This window comes from Hamadaea sp., from assembly GCF_013362815.1.
Taxonomy (GTDB): Bacteria; Actinomycetota; Actinomycetes; order Mycobacteriales; family Micromonosporaceae; genus Hamadaea.
This window is the reverse complement of the sequence record NZ_JABFVK010000009.1, coordinates 16,307-32,163: the sequence shown is the minus strand read 5'-3', so window position 1 is coordinate 32,163 and position 15,857 is coordinate 16,307. Positions and strand designations below refer to the sequence as shown.

The following is a 15,857-nucleotide window of genomic DNA, read 5'->3' as shown; positions in this document are numbered from 1 at the left end:
AATCGCCGACCGGGATGTCTCGGCGGCGGGGGTTGGCCCGCTCGCGATCACTCGCGTGACAAGATGGTGGCCATGTGCGGGATCCTTGCCTTCTTCAGCGCCACCGGCGACGCGTACCGGCACGAGCAGGCCCTGTCCGGGGCGCTCGAGTGCCTGCACCACCGTGGGCCCGACGACACCGGCCTGGAGCTGGTCGGCGCGGACGCGATCTTCGCCCACAAGCGGCTGTCGATCATCGACGTGGCACTGTCCCACGAGCCGATCCACTACCTCCACGGCCGCTACGTCCTGACCTTCAACGGCGAGATCTACAACTACCTGGAGCTGCGCGACGAGCTGGCCCGCGAGTTCGGGGCCGAGTTCTCGACCAACGGTGACGGCGAGGCGGTCGTCGCGGGGTTCCACTACTGGGGTGAGGCCGTCCTCGACCGGCTGCGCGGCATGTTCGCCTTCGTCATCTGGGACCGGCAGGAGCAGCGCGCGTTCGGCGCGCGCGACCAGTTCGGCATCAAGCCGATGCACTACCTGACCACCCCGGATGGGCTCTACCTCGCCAGCGAGAAGAAGGCGCTGCTGCCGTTCGCCCCCTCCGCGGAGGCCGGCGACAACGGGATCGACGCCGCCAACCTGTCGCACTACCTGACCCTGCAATACGTTCCGGAGCCTCGCACCCTGCACAAGGGCATCGCGCGGATCGGTTCAGGGGAGTGCCTCTCGTGGTCGGCCGCCGAGGGCGTCCGCACTCGCCGGTATTACCAGCCGACCTTCCGGCCGACCCCCACCGACAACCCCGAGCTGCTGTACGCGCGCATTCGCGAGACGCTGCGGGAGAGCGTACGCATGCACATGCGCTCGGACGTGCCGGTCGGCGCGTTCCTGTCGAGCGGCATCGACTCGACCGCGGTGGTGGCGCTGGCCCGCGAGTTCAACCCGAACATCCTGACCTTCACGGTCGGCTTCGACGTCGACGGCTACTCGGAGATCGACGTAGCCCAGGACTCGGCCCGCCACCTCGACGTCACCACGATCCCGACCAAGATCGGGCCGGCCGAGATGATGGAGGCGCTGCCGAAGATCATCTGGCACCTCGACGACCCGGTCGCCGACCCGGCGCTCGTCCCGCTGTACTTCGTTGCGAAGAAGGCCGCCGAGCACGTCACGGTCGTGCTGTCCGGCGAGGGCGCCGACGAGTTCTTCGGCGGCTACACGATCTACCGCGAGCCGCTGTCCCTTGCGATGGTGAACGACCTGCCCGACCCGGTCCAGAAGGGCCTGCGCGCGGTCTCCAAGGTCATCCCGCAGGGCGTCAAGGGCAAGAGCTTCCTGGAACGGGGCACCACCCCGATCGAGGCCCGCTACTACGGCAACGCCCGGATGTTCACCGAGGCCGAGAAGCAGAAGCTGATGCGCCGCTACGACCCGTCGGTCCGCTACACCGACGTCACCGCGCCCATCTACGCCGAGGTCCCCGACCTGGACGACGTCACCACCATGCAGTACGTCGACCTTTACACCTGGCTGCGCGGGGACATCCTCGTCAAGGCCGACCGCATGTCCATGGCGCACTCGCTCGAACTGCGGGTGCCCTTCCTGGACAAGGAGGTCTTCGACATCGCCTCGATCATCCCGGTCGACCTGAAGCTGCCGCCGCGTTCGGAGCAGACGAAGTACGCGATGCGCCAGGCGTTGCAGCAGGTGGTGCCGCCCGCCATCGTCAACCGGAAGAAGCTGGGCTTCCCGACGCCCACCCGCGTCTGGCTGGCCGGCGAGATGTACGACTGGGCCCGGCACGTCATGGCCACCTCCGGCGCCGGCGAGCTGCTCGATCTGGCGTACGCCGACAAGCTGCTGCAGGAGCACAAGGCGGGCACCGCCGACCACTCCCGCAAGATCTGGACCGTGCTGGTCTTCTGCATCTGGCACGCCATCTTCGTCGCGCGGACGCTCGACCCGGGCATCTCCCGGAACCAGTCGGCACTGCTCACCAAGCCGGTCGTCGGATCCATGGTCTCCTGAGCCGCCCATGCCCCCCTCGGCGGTCGTCCTCGGTGAAGCACTCATAGATCTGCTCGAACAGCCGGACGGGAGTTTCCGTCCGGCGGTCGGCGGCGCGCCCCTCAACGTCGCCGCCGGCCTCGCCCGGCTCGGTACGCCCACTCGCCTCGTCTCGGGAGTGGGCACCGATCCGTTCGCGACCACCGTCTTGGGCCTGCTGACCTCGGCCGGAGTCGCATTGACCGACGTCACCGAGGCTCCCGGGCCGACTCCTTTGGCGGTGGCGAGCTTCCAAGGCGCTGAGCCGTCCTTCTCGTTCTACGGCGACCTGCCGATCCCGCAGCTCGATCCAGTGACGGTCGCCGAGGCGGCGGTCCTCTACTGTGGATCGATCGCGCTGTTGACTCCGTTCGTAGAGGTCGCCCGGGCCGCCTGGGCGATTCCCGGTCCGCAGCGGGTCTTCGACCCCAACCTGCGGCCGTTCCTGCTCGGCTCGGCCGGGGTCGACGGCGTACGCGCCATCGTCGAGGAGTTCGTGGCGACCGCGGATCTGCTGAAGCTATCCGACGCCGACGCGCGGCTGCTCTATCCGGATCTCTCGCCGGTCTCCGCCGCACTTCGGCTGCGCTCGCTCGGCGCGCGTACGGTCGTCCTGACGTTGGGAGCGGCCGGTGCCGTCCTGGTACGCCCCGATCGCGGCGCTCGGCCGTCGGCGTTCGCCGCGACGTCGATCCACTACACAGACACCGTCATCGGTATGCCCGCCCACCCGGGGCCGGTGGTCGACACGACCGGATGCGGCGACTCGGTGGCGGCGGCGTTGATGCACCGGATGGCGTCGGGGCTGCCGGACGAGGACCAGGCGTGGATCTCGGCTCTGCAGTTCGCGTTGCGCGTCGCGGCTCATGTGGCCGCCCGGCCGGGTGGCGCGGTCGCCATGCCTTCGCTCGCCGACGTCTCGCCGTAGCCCGTCTCGCCGTAGCCCGTCTCGCGTCCCGTCTCAAGCGGTGCGCGGATCAGCGGGTGTTCGACGGCTGCTCGAGCTCGGCATACCCACGGACGACCGCATGCCGTGCTTCGGCCAGCCCGCGCTCGCCGAACCGGGTCAGCGTCGCCTTCTGGGCGACCCTGAGCGGGTCGCCGCCGTCGCCGTGGGCTTCGCGGATGAGCCAGGACAGCTGACTCAGTTCGCCGTGCTGCGCCTGGACGAAGTCGAAGCCGACGACCGCACCGTGACCGGGGACGACCCGGGTGTCCGGACCCAGCCTGGAGAGCAGGGCGGCGAGCGTGTCCGGCCACGAGACGGGGAAGGAGTCGCCGAATCCCGGCGGCGCGCCCTCCTCCACCAGGTCGCCCGCGACGACGACGTCCGCGTCGGGGATCTCGACGACGAGGTCGCCGACGGTGTGCCCACGCCCGAGGTGGCGGAGAGTCACGCTCCGGCCGCCGATGTCGAGGCTCGCCGACGTGTGCACGATCTGGTCGGGCGGCCGGATCGCGCACTTGCCGACAGCGTCGGCGAAGTCGAGGTCCTGCGGGAGTAACTCCTCGTACCACTCGCGCTGGAGCACCGTGCCCTTGTCGCGCAGCAGTGTCGCGGCCTCCTCGTGGGCCCAGATCGCGGCGTCCTGCGGCGGCTGTCCGCCGCCCGTCCCGTCGGCCACCACCGAATTGCCGAAGGCGTGGTCGAAGTGGTGATGGGTGTTGACGACGACCAGCGGCGCTCCGGTCACACCGCGCACGGCGCTGAGGAGTTCCTGAGCCTGCTCGTCGTGGGACAAGGTGTCGATCAGCATCGCCTGACCGTCGCCGACCACGAGGGTCACGTTCACGTTCACGATCGGCTCGACCGCGACGAGAACCCGGTCGGCGATCTCGGTGAAGGCGATCATCCGGCCGCTCCTTCGATGTTTCCGGCCGCAGGCCCGCCGTCTCCGGCCGAGGGCACGTCGGTGGCCTTCGCGATGAAGCGCTGCCGGTCGACCAGGATCCGCTCGATCCGGCCGTCCGCCACGAGGAGATCCTCGTCGCGTACGGCGACGTCGAAGATCAGCCGACGACCGTCCACTGTGACCAGATGCGCCTCGGCGACGACGACTCGGCCGACCGCTGTCGGCGAACGATGATCCAGCTCGGCGCGTACGCCGACGGTGGTCGCCCCGGACGGCAGGTGCCGCGCGGTCGCGGCGACCGTGGCCGCCTCCGCCAGGGCGAGCACTCTCGGCGTACCGAGAACCGGCACGTCACCCGAGCCCAGGGCCTGGGCGGTGTCGGCGTCGGAGACGCGAAGCTGCACCCGGGCGGTCAGACCGGCGGCCAGGGAGTGCTCCATGCGATCACTCTAGGCAACGAAGCCGACTCGAGCCACTCTCCCGGCTAATTCCCACAATCACCCGCCGAACCTGGGCGACTCCGATATGACCGACTGGATGGGACTCGCCTATGCTCGGCACGATGCGGTCCCAGGAGTTGGCACCCCCGGCGCAAGCCGAGCCCGGCGAACCGATGGCGCAAACCGCGCCCGAACCGAGCCCAATGGACCGACCGGCCCGGCCCCGGCTGCGCATCCTGGACGGACTCCGGCTTCTGGCCGCGCTGGCCGTAGTCAGCTGGCACCTGATCGCCGCGCCGACGGCGGGCTGGGCCGACGCCGGAGCCGCCGACTTCGGGCCGTTGGCCGGGATCGCCCGGTACGGCTGGCTCGGCGTCGAGCTGTTCTTCCTGATCTCCGGCTTCGTCATCGGTATGAGCAGCTGGGGAAGACGGGTCGGGGACTTCGCCGCCTCCCGCGTCGTACGCCTCTATCCCGCGTACTGGCTGGCCGTGCTCGCCTCGGCGGCGGTGCTGGCGTTGTTCGGTACGCGAGAAGTGACCTGGCCGCAGACGGCGGCCAACCTGACGATGCTGCAGAACCCGCTGGGCGTCCCGGACGTGGACCCGTCGTACTGGACTCTCGGTGTGGAACTGCGGTTCTACCTGCTCTTCGCGATTGTGGTGGCGCTGGGCGTGACCTATCGCCGGGTCGTCTACTTCTGCGTCATCTGGCTGGCGGTCTCGATCTTCGTGTCGGGGCAGCCGTGGCTGGCCTGGCTCATCTCGGCCGAGAACGTCCCGTACTTCGTGGCGGGCCTGGCGTTGTTCCTGGTCCACCGATTCGGCGGTACGCCGCTGCTGTGGGGCATCGTGATCGCGAGTTGGCTGGTCGCCCTCTATCGGGTGGACTCCCATCTCACTGCCACTCTGGGCGAGCACGGCCCGGCCGAATGGATTCCCGCCGGGCTGATCATCACCGGGTGCTTCGCCGTGATGAGCCTGATCGCGACCGGGCACGGCAGCCGGATCAGCTGGCCGTGGCTGGTCACCGCGGGTGCGCTGACCTATCCGCTGTACCTGCTCCATCAGACCCTCGGCGTCACGGTGATCGGCGGACTGCGCGCGCACGTGCCCGGCTGGCTGCTCGTGATCGTCCTAGTCGCCGGACTGCTGGGGCTGGCCTGGCTGGTCCATCGTTACGTCGAGCGACCGCTCGCGGCCTGGCTCAAGCGTGCCGCGACGTCCTCCCTGGTGGCGATGCGCAGCGCTCGCTGAGCGCGGGAAACGTCGGTTACGGGGAGTATCCTTCTGCCGATGGAATCCCAGCCCATGGAGATGGACGGCCTCTTCGCCATCCCCACGACGCCCGGCCCCGGCGGTCCTGTCGCCGGGTTCGCCGAGCCCGGCCCGGACGCGCCGCTGGCCGTCCGGATGCGGCCGGCAAGCGTCGACGAGCTGGTCGGACAAGATCATCTGCTCGCGGCCGGCGCGCCGCTTCGTCGGCTGGTCAGTGGCGGCGCGCCGATGTCGGTGATCCTCTGGGGTCCGCCCGGCAGCGGCAAGACCACGATCGCGCACCTCGTCGCCCGGGCGAGCGAGCGTCACTTCGTGGCGATGTCCGCGCTCACGGCGGGTGTGAAGGACGTCCGGGCCGAGATCGACGCCGCTCGCCAGCGCCGTCGCCGGGGCGGCCCGGCCACCGTACTGTTCCTCGACGAGGTCCACCGCTTCTCCAAGGCGCAGCAGGACTCGCTGCTCGCGGCGGTCGAGGACCGCACGATCACGCTGCTCGCCGCCACCACCGAGAACCCCTACTTCTCGGTCATCTCGCCGCTGCTGTCGCGCTGCGTACTGCTGACGCTCAAACCCCTGGACGACGACGGAGTCCGCGCTTTGGTGCGGCGCGCGACCACCGATGAGCGCGGTCTGGGCGGTGCCGTCACGCTCGCGTCCGATGCGGAAGATCATCTGGTACGCCTCGCGGGCGGTGACGTCCGTAAAGCGCTGACGGCGCTGGAGGCGGCGGCCGGGTCGGCCACGGAGCTGGGCGTGACCGAGATCGACCTGCCGCTGGCGGAGAAAGCGGTCGACACCGCGGCCCTGCGCTACGACCGGGCCGGTGACGAGCATTATGACGTCGTGAGCGCGTTCATCAAGAGCATGCGTGGCTCCGACGTCGACGCCGCGCTGCATTACCTGGCCCGCATGCTCGTCGCGGGCGAGGACGCCCGGTTCATCGCCCGGCGCATGATCATCTTCGCCTCCGAGGACGTCGGCATGGCCGACCCGACGGCGCTGATGGTGGCGACCGCCGCGGCCAACGCCGTCGAGTTCGTCGGCCTGCCCGAGGCGCAGCTCAACCTGTCGCAGGCCGTCATCCACCTGGCGACCGCACCGAAGTCGAACTCGGCCACGACCGCGATCGGCAAGGCGATGACCGACGTACGCGCAGGCCAGGCCGGCAGCGTCCCCAAGCATCTCCGGGACGCGCACTATCGCGGGGCGGCCGGGCTCGGGCACGGCTCCGGCTACCGCTACCCGCACGACGATCCCCGGGGTGTGGTGACCCAGCAATACGCGCCGGACGCGATCGCCCGGACCGATTACTACGAGCCGACCGATCATGGCGCGGAACGAGCGGTCGCCGCCCGGCTGCCCAAACTCCGTTCGGTGGTACGCGGTGTGCCGCTGCCGCCGCCGGACCGGCACAATGGCGCGAATGCCGGTTCGGGCATCGAACCGGGCCAGACTCCGGCGGACCGAGAACCGGAGAAAGGGGAGGGGCGTTAGATGGCGCGCGACGCGGAGCGACCCGACGACGGCCGGGGCCGTCGCAAAGGCCGTGGCGGCGAGCCGCAGGAAGTGCCCCAGGAGGAGACCGGCTGGCTCGACGACCTGCGGCACGCCAAGGAGGCCAAGGCCGACATCGGCCCCGGCGGCAAGGGCGAGCAGACGCGGGGTGGAGCCGGTGATTCCCGGTGGGCCGCCTTGCGCGGCGAGTCCGGTCCCGCCGCGGCTGGTCCACCGCCTGCGGGCCCAGGTCCCAGCGGTCCTCCGCCCGCCATGCCCGGTTCCCCGGTGGCTCGTCGACGGACCGAAGACACGCCCCCGCCGCCTCCGGCCGGTCGCCGTCGGGCCGATGAGCCGGTTTCGGGTGGTTTCCGTCGTGGGGATGAGCCGTCGGGCGACGTCATGGGCGGCGGCCGCCGACGCGCGGACGAGCCGATCTCGGGTGGCCACCGTCGCGAGGACGATCCTCCAGCGGGTGGTTTCCGTCGTGGGGATGAGCCTTCCGGCGATGTGATGGGCGGGCGTCGCCGGGCGGAAGACGCTCCCGCGTCGCCGCCTCCGGCCGGTCGCCGTCGGGCCGATGAGCCGGTTTCGGGTGGTTTCCGTCGTGGGGATGAGCCGTCGGGTGACGTGATGGGTGGCCGTCGCCGGGCGGAAGACGCTCCCGCGTCGCCGCCTCCGGCCGGACGTCGTCGGGCCGATGAGCCGGTTTCGGGTGGTTTCCGTCGTGGGGATGAGCCGTCGGGTGACGTGATGGGTGGCCGTCGCCGGGCGGAAGACGCTCCCGCACCGCCGCCTGCGGGTCGCCGTCGAGCTGATGAGCCGCCGACCGGGGGTTTCCGCCGGGCCGAGGAACCCGCCGACGAGCCGACGTTCGGTGGCGGCCGTCGCCGGGCCGCCGAGGGTCCGGAGCCCCCACGCTCCGGGCATCGGCGCGAAGACGACGCCGTGAGCGGGTTCCGGTCCGGCCCAGCCGGCAGTACACAGTCGACTCCGGCCGAGCCGCCGTCCGCCGCTCCGCCGCCCGGACGCCGTTCGGGCGCGCTCGGCGATCGATTCGTCCCACTCGGACGGCGCGGCGACGCCGCTAGCCCGGCCGAGCCGACGGGCGGACGCGGGGGAGCCGGTCCGGCTGCGCCCGGCCGTGGCGGTGTTCCCACCGGCCCCAGTGTTCCCAGTGGACCTGGTGTTCCCAGTGGACCTGGTGTTCCCAGTGGACCTGGTGTCCCCAGCGGACCTGTCGGTTCGGGCGGACCGGGTGTCTCCAGTGGACCCGGCGCGCCGGCGGCCGACCGCCCGCGCGACGGCGGACGAGGAGCTCCTGGCGTACCTGGTCGTGGTGCAGCGGGCGGACCCGGCAATCGTCCGGCCTCCGGCCCCGGCAGTACGCCCACCGCCCCCGGTTCTGGTGGTGGACTCGGCAGTCCGGTGGCACCCGGACGGGGTGGCGTACCGAGTGGACCGCGTGGTGGAGCTCCTGCGGGTCCGGGTACCGGTGGTGGACTCGGTAGTCCGGTCGCGCCCGGTCGGGGTGGCGTACCGGTGGGTCCGCGTGGTGATCAGCCGGGTGGGCCGGGACGTACTGGTGCTCCGGACGGTCCCGGTGCAGGTGGTGGACTCGGTAGTCCGGTTGCTCCGGGACGCGGCGGCGTACCGGTCGGCGGACCCGGTCGTGGACCCGGCGGCGGTCCGGCCGCGCCCGGACGACCCGGTGTGTCTGGTGGCCCGGGTGGATCTGGTGGGCCCGGCGGTCCGGCCGCGCCCGGACGACCCGGTGTGTCGGTTGGGCCTGGCGGTCCTGGTGGACCTAGCGGCACGGGTGGTCCCGGCGGACCAAGCCGACCGGCTGGTCCCGGCGGCGGCGGACCGGGTGGGCCTGGTGGACCGGCTGGTCCCGGCGGACCTGGTGGGCCTGGCGGACCTGGCGGTGGGCCGGGTGCGCCCGGCCTGGGTGGCGGCCTCGGCAGTCCGGCCGCCCCGGGCCGTGGTCCGGAGCGCCCAGGCGACCTCGGGCCCAACCGGATGGCGTCCGGCCCAGGGCTCGGCGCGCCTCCAGCGCCGCCCGGTGCGATGCCTCCGGGTTCGATGCCGCCCGGTGGTGCGATGCCTCCAGGTGGTGCGATGCCGCCCGGCATGGGTCCCAATGCGCCCGGCATGGGCGGCCCGATGCGCCCGGGTGGCCCGGACGACTTCCCCGGCTTCGACGGCCCGCCGCGACCGCGGTCGGCCCGGGCCGGTCTGCAGGCCGGGGTGGGCGCGATCCGCGACGCCCGGTCCGAGTTGCGTAAACGGATGCGGGAACGCCAGCGGCTGCGGATGCTGACCCTGATGGCGGTCGTCGTCACCATGCTCGGCGCGTTGCCGCTGTACCTGCTGGTGCAGGCTGCGACGCGGGACCCGGTGTTCACCTCGCTGGACGCGCTCGACGTGCCGTCCTGGGCCGCGACGACCCACTCCGACGAGGTGGACGGCAGCCGGTGGTGCGTCATCGAATGCCGATACCGCGAGCGGGACGTGGCCTCGCAGAAGTCGCCGGACGAGACGAACACGGCGTACGTCAACGCGTTGCAGGACGCCGGTTGGCAGCGTTGGGTGGTCCAGGACTGCCCGATGAAGGCGGCTGGGGTCACTGTGGACGGCCATTACTCCTGCTGGCGCAAGGACGAGTACACACTCGACCTTTGGGTAAGGACCAAGCCGTGTCCCGACGAGTTGCTGCGCAACCGGCCGACGGTCGCGCCGGACCCGTCGGGACCGACGGCCGCCTCCCCGGGCGCGACGGACTGCAGCGGCTCCCTGGTGTCGTTCAAGGTCTACAACGCCATCGCCGACGACCGGCTCACCCGGACCGGTGCCGACGCGACCGCCTCGCCGGCGGGCTAGCGCCCGAGATCCAGCGGGGCGCAAGGGGCGCAACGCGGCCGAAAAGGTAAGGTCTGCACGTCGGGCTGAGTCGAGGGAGGCCGCGCCATGCGTGGTTGGGAGATCGCGGCGTTGGTCGCCGCGGGGGCGTTCGCGGTGCTGATGCTCGCATTGGTCGTGCCCGTGCTGCGGCTGCGGCATACGATCGACGCCGCCACGCAGACCCTGAAGGATGTTCAGGTGCGTACGGGTCCGCTGCTCGACGAGGTGCACGGCACGGTGGACAACGTGAACACCGCGCTCGGCCAGGTCCAGGTCACCCTCGACGGCGTCAACGTACAGCTCGCCCGGGTCGACACCATGACGCAGCACGCCCAGGCCGCCACCGCCAACGTGGCCAACCTGGTCGGGGTCGTCTCGGCCGCCGCGTCCAGCCCGCTGGTCAAGGCGGCCGCGTTCAGCTACGGCTTCCGCCGTGCCAACGCCGCGCGCCGCCAGGCCGACGACGAGAAGGCGGTCCGCGCGACGCTCAAGGCGCAGCGCAAGGCAGCGAGGGGGCGGTAGAGGTGAAGCGGCTGCTCTGGCTGGGTGCTGGGCTGGCCATCGGGGCCTTGGTCGTACGCGCGGTGAGCAAGCGTATGCAGCGGCTGACTCCGGGTGGCATCGCCGAGAGCGTGTCCTCCTCGATCGGCGGGCTCGGCGAGACCGTGCGTGAGTACGTGGAGGACGTCCGCTACGGCATGGCCGAGCGGGAAGATGAGATACAGCGGGCGTTCGCCGACGGCGTGGCGTTCGACGACACCACCGCCCTGCCCTGGGCGCGTGGCGTCGGGGAGAAGTTCTATTCGAGCCAGTACTTCAGAGAACAGCAGGAAGGTGACACAAGCCGATGAGAACCGCCGAGATCAAGCGCCGGTTCCTGGCCCACTTCGAGGCGAACGGTCACACGGTGGTGCCGAGCGCCCCGTTGCCCGCCATCGACGACCCGAACCTGTTGTTCATCAACGCCGGCATGGTGCAGTTCGTGCCGTACTTCCTCGGTCAGCAGCCGGCGCCGTTCCCGCGTGCCGTCAGCGTGCAGAAGTGCATCCGGACCCCGGACATCGACGAGGTCGGCAAGACCAGCCGGCACGGCACGTTCTTCCAGATGAACGGCAACTTCTCGTTCGGCGACTACTTCAAGGCCGAGGCGATCAAGCTGTCCTGGGAGCTGATCACCAACCCGATCGACGCGGGCGGGTTCGGCCTCGACCCGGACAAGATCTGGGCGACGGTCTACCTCGACGACGACGAGTCCATCGAATACTGGCGCAACGTCGGGCTGCCCGCCGAGCGCATCGTGCGCCGGGGCAAGGCCGACAACTTCTGGTCGATGGGCATTCCCGGACCGTGCGGTCCCTGTTCCGAGATCTACGTCGACCGCGGGCCGGCGTACGGGCAGGAAGGCGGCCCGGCCGTCGACGAGGACCGCTACATGGAGATCTGGAACAACGTCTTCATGCAGTACGAGCGGGGCCCCGGCACCGACAAGGAGAACTACCCGATCCTGGGCGAGCTGCCGGCGAAGAACATCGACACCGGCATGGGCCTGGAGCGGATGGCCTCGATCATGCAGGGCGTCGACAACCTCTACGAGATCGACGAGGTACGCCCGCTGATCGACAAGGCGTGCGAGATGACCGGCAAGCGGTACAACGTCACGCATACGCACACCGCCAGTGAGTCGCACCCCGACGACGTGCGGCTGCGCGTCATCGCCGACCACGTCCGCACCGCTCTGATGCTGATCGGCGACGGTATCACCCCGTCGAACGAGGGCCGCGGCTACGTGCTGCGCCGGATCATGCGGCGATCCATCCGGGCGATGCGCCTGCTGGGCTGGCAGGAGCCGGCACTGCCGCAGCTGCTGCCGGTGGCCCGCGACTGCATGTCCCCGTCCTACCCCGAGGTGGCCACCGACTTCGAGCGGATCTCGCAGTACGCGTACGCGGAGGAGGACGCGTTCCTCTCGACGCTGCGGGCCGGCACGACGATCCTCGACACCGCGATCGCCGACACGAAGCGCGCCAGCGGCAGCAAGCTGTCCGGGGACAAGGCGTTCCAGCTGCACGACACGTACGGCTTCCCGATCGACCTCACCTTGGAGATCGCAGCTGAGCAGGGTCTGTCGGTCGACACCGACGGCTTCCGGTCGCTCATGGCCGAGCAGCGTAAGCGGGCCAAGGCCGACGCACAGGCGCGCAAGACCGGCCACGCCGACCTGTCGGCGTACCGGGGTTCGCTGGAGGCCGGCGGCGAGGTCGAGTTCACCGGGTACGCCGAGATCGCCCGTGAGTCCCGCGTACGCAGCCTGCTGACCCCGGCCGGGGAGACGCTGGCGGTGGCGGGCGAGGGCGACCTGATCGAGCTGGTCCTCGACACCACCCCGTTCTACGCCGAGGGCGGCGGGCAGCAGGCTGACACCGGTCACATCACCGTCGGCTCCGGCCGGGTGCAGGTGCTCGACGTGCAGAAGCCCATCCCGGGGCTGATCGTGCACAAGGTCAAGGTGCTGTCCGGCGAGGTCCGGGCGGGCGAGGCCGGGTTCGCGGAGATCGACATCACCCGGCGTAAGGCGATCTCGCGGGCGCACACGGCGACCCACCTGGTGCACCAGACGATGCGTAACTTCCTCGGCGAGGCGGCGACCCAGGCCGGTTCGCTCAACGCGCCGGGCCGGCTGCGGTTCGACTTCAACACTCCGGGCGCGGTCCCGGGCAGCGTGCTGATCGACGTCGAGCAGAAGATCAACGAGGTGCTGCTGGAGGACCTGGAGGTCCGGGCCTTCCTGACTTCGCAGGCCGAGGCGCGGGCGATGGGCGCGATGGCGCTGTTCGGCGAGAAGTACGGCGACGTCGTGCGAGTCGTCGAGGTCGGCGACTACGCCCGTGAGCTGTGCGGCGGTACGCACACCGAGCGCTCCGGCCAGCTGGGTCTGGTGAAGATCCTGTCCGAATCGTCCATCGGTTCCGGCGTACGCCGGGTGGAGGCGCTCGTCGGGCTGGACGCGTTCAGCTACCTCGCCAAGGAGCATCTGCTGGTGTCCCGGCTGGCCGAGCTGTACCGGGTGCCGAACGACCAGGTCGCCGACCGGGTCGAGCAGACGGTGGCGCAGCTGCGCGACGCCGAGCGGGAGCTGGAGAAGATGCGGGCGCAGATGGTCCTCGCCGGGGCGGCGTCGCTGGCCGGATCGGCGATCGACCTCGGCGGTGTCGCGTTCGTCGGCACCGAGGCACCGGAGGGCGCGGCCGCCAACGACGTACGCACCCTGGCCCAGGAGGTCCGCGGCAAGATCGCGGCCGATCGGGCCGGTGTGGTGGCGGTGGCCGCCCGTGCCAACGGCAAGGCGTCGCTGATCGTCGCGGTCAACGGTGCGGCCCGCGCTCGCGGCCTCGACGCCGCCGCGCTCGTCAAGGGTGCGCTGTCGGGCCGGGGCGGTGGCAACGCCGACCTCGCCCAGGGTGGCGGTCTCCCGGCCGAAGAGGCGCCGAAGCTGCTCGCTGCCGTCGAGGACGCGGTCCGGCAGGCCGCGTGAGTGCTCCGTGGGTCCGGGGCGTACGCCTCGGCATCGACGTGGGTTCGGTACGCGTCGGGGTCGCCAAGTGCGACCCCGACGGCATCCTCGCCACCCCCCTCATCACCCTCGCCCGGGACAACTCGATCGACGTCGCGGCCCTCGACACCGCCGCAATCCGGTCCGCCACTGTCGGCGTACCCGCTGATATCGCGGAGATCAAGCACCTCGTGACTGAACATGACAGCGTAGAGGTCGTCGTGGGTTTACCAGTGAACCTTGCGGGAATGGAGGGTCCGGCCGCGAAAAAGGTTCGCGAGTATGTGCGGGTTCTGGCCGAAGTCATCGCTCCTGTCCCAATTGTCATGGCGGACGAGAGGATGTCAACCGTTACGGCAGCCCGTAGGCTCTCCGATCGAGGCGTGAAGGGAAAACGCCAGCGAGCCGTCGTGGATCAGGCGGCCGCCGTAGAGATCCTGCAGCACTACCTGGAGAGTCGACGGAGGCAAGGATGATCGACGACCTGAACCTCGGCTTCGAGGATCATGATCGCGGTCGTGGCCGGCGCCGACGGACCGAGCGCTGGGACAGCGGCGCCGAAAACCGCCGGCAGGATGCGCGTCAAGACCAGTGGCAGCAGCAGGGTGGTTGGGCTGGTTCGGGCGCGCAGCCGCGTGACGGCTACGACCCCCGCTACGACAGTGACCCCCGCTACGCGCCGGATCCGCGTTACGACACCGGCACTCAGGGTGGCTATGACCCGCGGTACGCACAAGATCCCCGCTACGCGCCGGATCCCCGTTACGACACCGGCAACCAGGGTGGCTATGACCCCCGGTACGCACAAGATCCCCGATACGCGCCGGATCCGCGCTATGACACCGGTACGCAGCGTGGCTACGACCCCCAGTACGACGAACCTCGCTACGAACCCGATCCTCGCTACGACACCGGATCGCGGGCGTACCGCAAGCTCGATCCGAACTACGACACCAATGCGCGGCGTGGCGGCTTCCTCGAGGAAGGCTACGAGGACGGCGGGTTGCTGCCCGGCGGCGGTGACTACCGTGACGACGACGGCGGTGGTGGCAAGCGCCGCACGAAGAAGACCAAGAAGAAGCGGCGTGGCCGTAGTTTCCTCGCGCTCTTCCTGACTCTGATCCTGCTCGGCGCGCTCGGCGGCGGCGTCTATCTGGCGTACGACAAGGTCGCGGGCTACTTCCTGACGCCGGACTACGACGGTGAGGGCACCGCCGAGACGGTCATGATCGAGGTCAAGCAGGACCAGTTGCTCGGCGACATCGCCAATACGCTGGTCGCGGCCGACGTCGTGAAGAGCTACAAGGCGTTCGTGTCGGCGGCTGAGGCGAATCCGAAGGCGAAGAACATCCAGCCCGGGTTCTACAAACTGCACAAGCAGATGAGCGGCGAGGCCGCCGTCAATGCGTTGCTGGATCCGAAGACCCGTGATGTCAAGGGTGTGACCATCACCGAGGGCATGATCACGATCCAGATCTACGAGAAGCTGTCCAAAGAACTCGGTATCCCGGTCGCGGACTTCCAGAAGGCCGCAGCGAACCCGAAGAAGTTCATCCCGGACTGGTGGTTCAAACGGCTGGACGGCAAGGGCGTCGCCACCGGTGTCGGTGCGATTGAAGGCTTCCTGTTCCCCGCAACCTACGAGTTCCCACCGAAGGCGACCGCCGAGCAGGTCATCAAGATCATGGTGGATCACTTCCTCAAGGTGACGGGCGACATGGGCTTCGCCGACGCGGCGAAGGCGCTCAACATCTCGCCGTACGAGGCGCTCATCGCGGCGTCGATCGGGCAGGCAGAAGTCGTCAAAGCCGAGGACTACCCGAAGGTGTCGCGGGCGCTCTACAACCGCGTGTACAAAGACGGGTTCCCTTGTCGGTGCCTGCAGATCGACAGTGCGGTCAACTACTGGCTCCGCATCAGTGGAAAGGTCCCCAAGGATTCCAGCCAGATCCTCGCGGGCGAGCAGCACAACCCGAAGGACCCGTACAACACGTTCGATGCGCCGAAGTTCTCCGGACTGCCGATCGGACCGATCAGCAACCCGGGCGAACTAGCGCTCAAGGGCGCCATCCACCCGGCGGCCGGGGCGTGGACCTTCTTCGTGACCATCGATAAGGCGGGCACCATGGGGTACGCCACGACCTGGGCCGGCCACTGTAAGAACATCGATGTCGCGATCAAGAACGGGCTCGGACTCGAGAAGTGTTCCTGACGAACGGGCCCGGCCGCACTGCGGCCGGGCCCGTCCTTGTTCGACCGAACTCGACCGTCGCTACCATGCCTAGGTGACTTCCACGAGCGCCGC

The 15,857-nt window shown here is 70.0% G+C and carries 13 protein-coding genes; 11 read left to right on the top strand and 2 right to left on the bottom strand.

All coding sequences use genetic code 11. The features are described 5' to 3' along the window. Positions 1–72: 72 nt before the first annotated feature. Both asnB and HOV77_RS03730 read left to right on the top strand, forming a co-directional pair. The gene (gene asnB / locus HOV77_RS03735) at positions 73–2,016 is read left to right on the top strand and encodes an asparagine synthase (glutamine-hydrolyzing) (protein ID WP_290857596.1); all 1,944 of its coding nucleotides are present in this window, start codon (positions 73–75) and stop codon (positions 2,014–2,016) included. 7 nt (positions 2,017–2,023) lie between these two features. Further along, the gene (locus HOV77_RS03730; protein ID WP_290857587.1) at positions 2,024–2,962 is read left to right on the top strand and encodes a PfkB family carbohydrate kinase; all 939 of its coding nucleotides are present in this window, start codon (positions 2,024–2,026) and stop codon (positions 2,960–2,962) included. A gap of 49 nt (positions 2,963–3,011) precedes the next feature. Here the strand turns inward: HOV77_RS03730 and HOV77_RS03725 are convergent, their stop codons facing one another. Both HOV77_RS03725 and HOV77_RS03720 read right to left on the bottom strand, forming a co-directional pair. Beyond that, positions 3,012–3,887, bottom strand: coding sequence for an MBL fold metallo-hydrolase (locus tag HOV77_RS03725; RefSeq protein WP_290857581.1), 876 nt, complete (start codon positions 3,885–3,887; stop codon positions 3,012–3,014). Further along, positions 3,884–4,327: a hotdog domain-containing protein gene (locus HOV77_RS03720; protein WP_290857575.1), complete on the bottom strand. Its 444-nt coding sequence runs from the start codon at positions 4,325–4,327 to the stop codon at positions 3,884–3,886. Before HOV77_RS03720 ends, HOV77_RS03725 begins: the two co-directional genes overlap by 4 nt. 122 nt (positions 4,328–4,449) lie before the next feature. Between HOV77_RS03720 and HOV77_RS03715 the strand changes: the two genes are divergently transcribed. From HOV77_RS03715 to mltG, 9 genes are all read left to right on the top strand, one after another. After that, on the top strand, positions 4,450–5,583 hold the full coding sequence (locus tag HOV77_RS03715; RefSeq protein ID WP_290857573.1) for an acyltransferase: 1,134 nt from the start codon (positions 4,450–4,452) through the stop codon (positions 5,581–5,583). 156 nt (positions 5,584–5,739) lie between these two features. Further along, complete coding sequence (locus HOV77_RS03710) at positions 5,740–7,098, top strand: replication-associated recombination protein A (protein ID WP_290857831.1); 1,359 nt, start codon at positions 5,740–5,742, stop codon at positions 7,096–7,098. A 1,177-nt stretch (positions 7,099–8,275) separates the two neighbouring features. Next, entirely contained in the window at positions 8,276–9,421 is a 1,146-nt protein-coding gene (locus HOV77_RS03705; RefSeq protein WP_290857570.1) for a hypothetical protein, read from the top strand. Continuing rightward, positions 9,391–9,981, top strand: coding sequence for a hypothetical protein (locus tag HOV77_RS03700; protein WP_290857565.1), 591 nt, complete (start codon positions 9,391–9,393; stop codon positions 9,979–9,981). The genes HOV77_RS03705 and HOV77_RS03700 overlap by 31 nt, the downstream gene beginning before the upstream one ends. An 87-nt stretch (positions 9,982–10,068) precedes the next feature. Further along, positions 10,069–10,524: a DUF948 domain-containing protein gene (locus HOV77_RS03695; RefSeq protein WP_290857558.1), complete on the top strand. Its 456-nt coding sequence runs from the start codon at positions 10,069–10,071 to the stop codon at positions 10,522–10,524. A gap of 2 nt (positions 10,525–10,526) precedes the next feature. Then, complete coding sequence (locus HOV77_RS03690) at positions 10,527–10,853, top strand: hypothetical protein (protein ID WP_290857555.1); 327 nt, start codon at positions 10,527–10,529, stop codon at positions 10,851–10,853. Next, positions 10,850–13,534 carry an alanine--tRNA ligase gene (gene alaS, locus HOV77_RS03685; RefSeq protein ID WP_290857553.1) on the top strand — a complete coding sequence of 895 codons (2,685 nt, stop codon included), beginning with the start codon at positions 10,850–10,852 and terminating at the stop codon, positions 13,532–13,534. Before HOV77_RS03690 ends, alaS begins: the two co-directional genes overlap by 4 nt. Continuing rightward, positions 13,531–14,028: a Holliday junction resolvase RuvX gene (gene ruvX, locus HOV77_RS03680; protein WP_290857552.1), complete on the top strand. Its 498-nt coding sequence runs from the start codon at positions 13,531–13,533 to the stop codon at positions 14,026–14,028. The genes alaS and ruvX overlap by 4 nt, the downstream gene beginning before the upstream one ends. Then, positions 14,025–15,764 carry an endolytic transglycosylase MltG gene (mltG, locus tag HOV77_RS03675; RefSeq protein WP_290857551.1) on the top strand — a complete coding sequence of 580 codons (1,740 nt, stop codon included), beginning with the start codon at positions 14,025–14,027 and terminating at the stop codon, positions 15,762–15,764. Before ruvX ends, mltG begins: the two co-directional genes overlap by 4 nt. Positions 15,765–15,857: the final 93 nt, after the last annotated feature.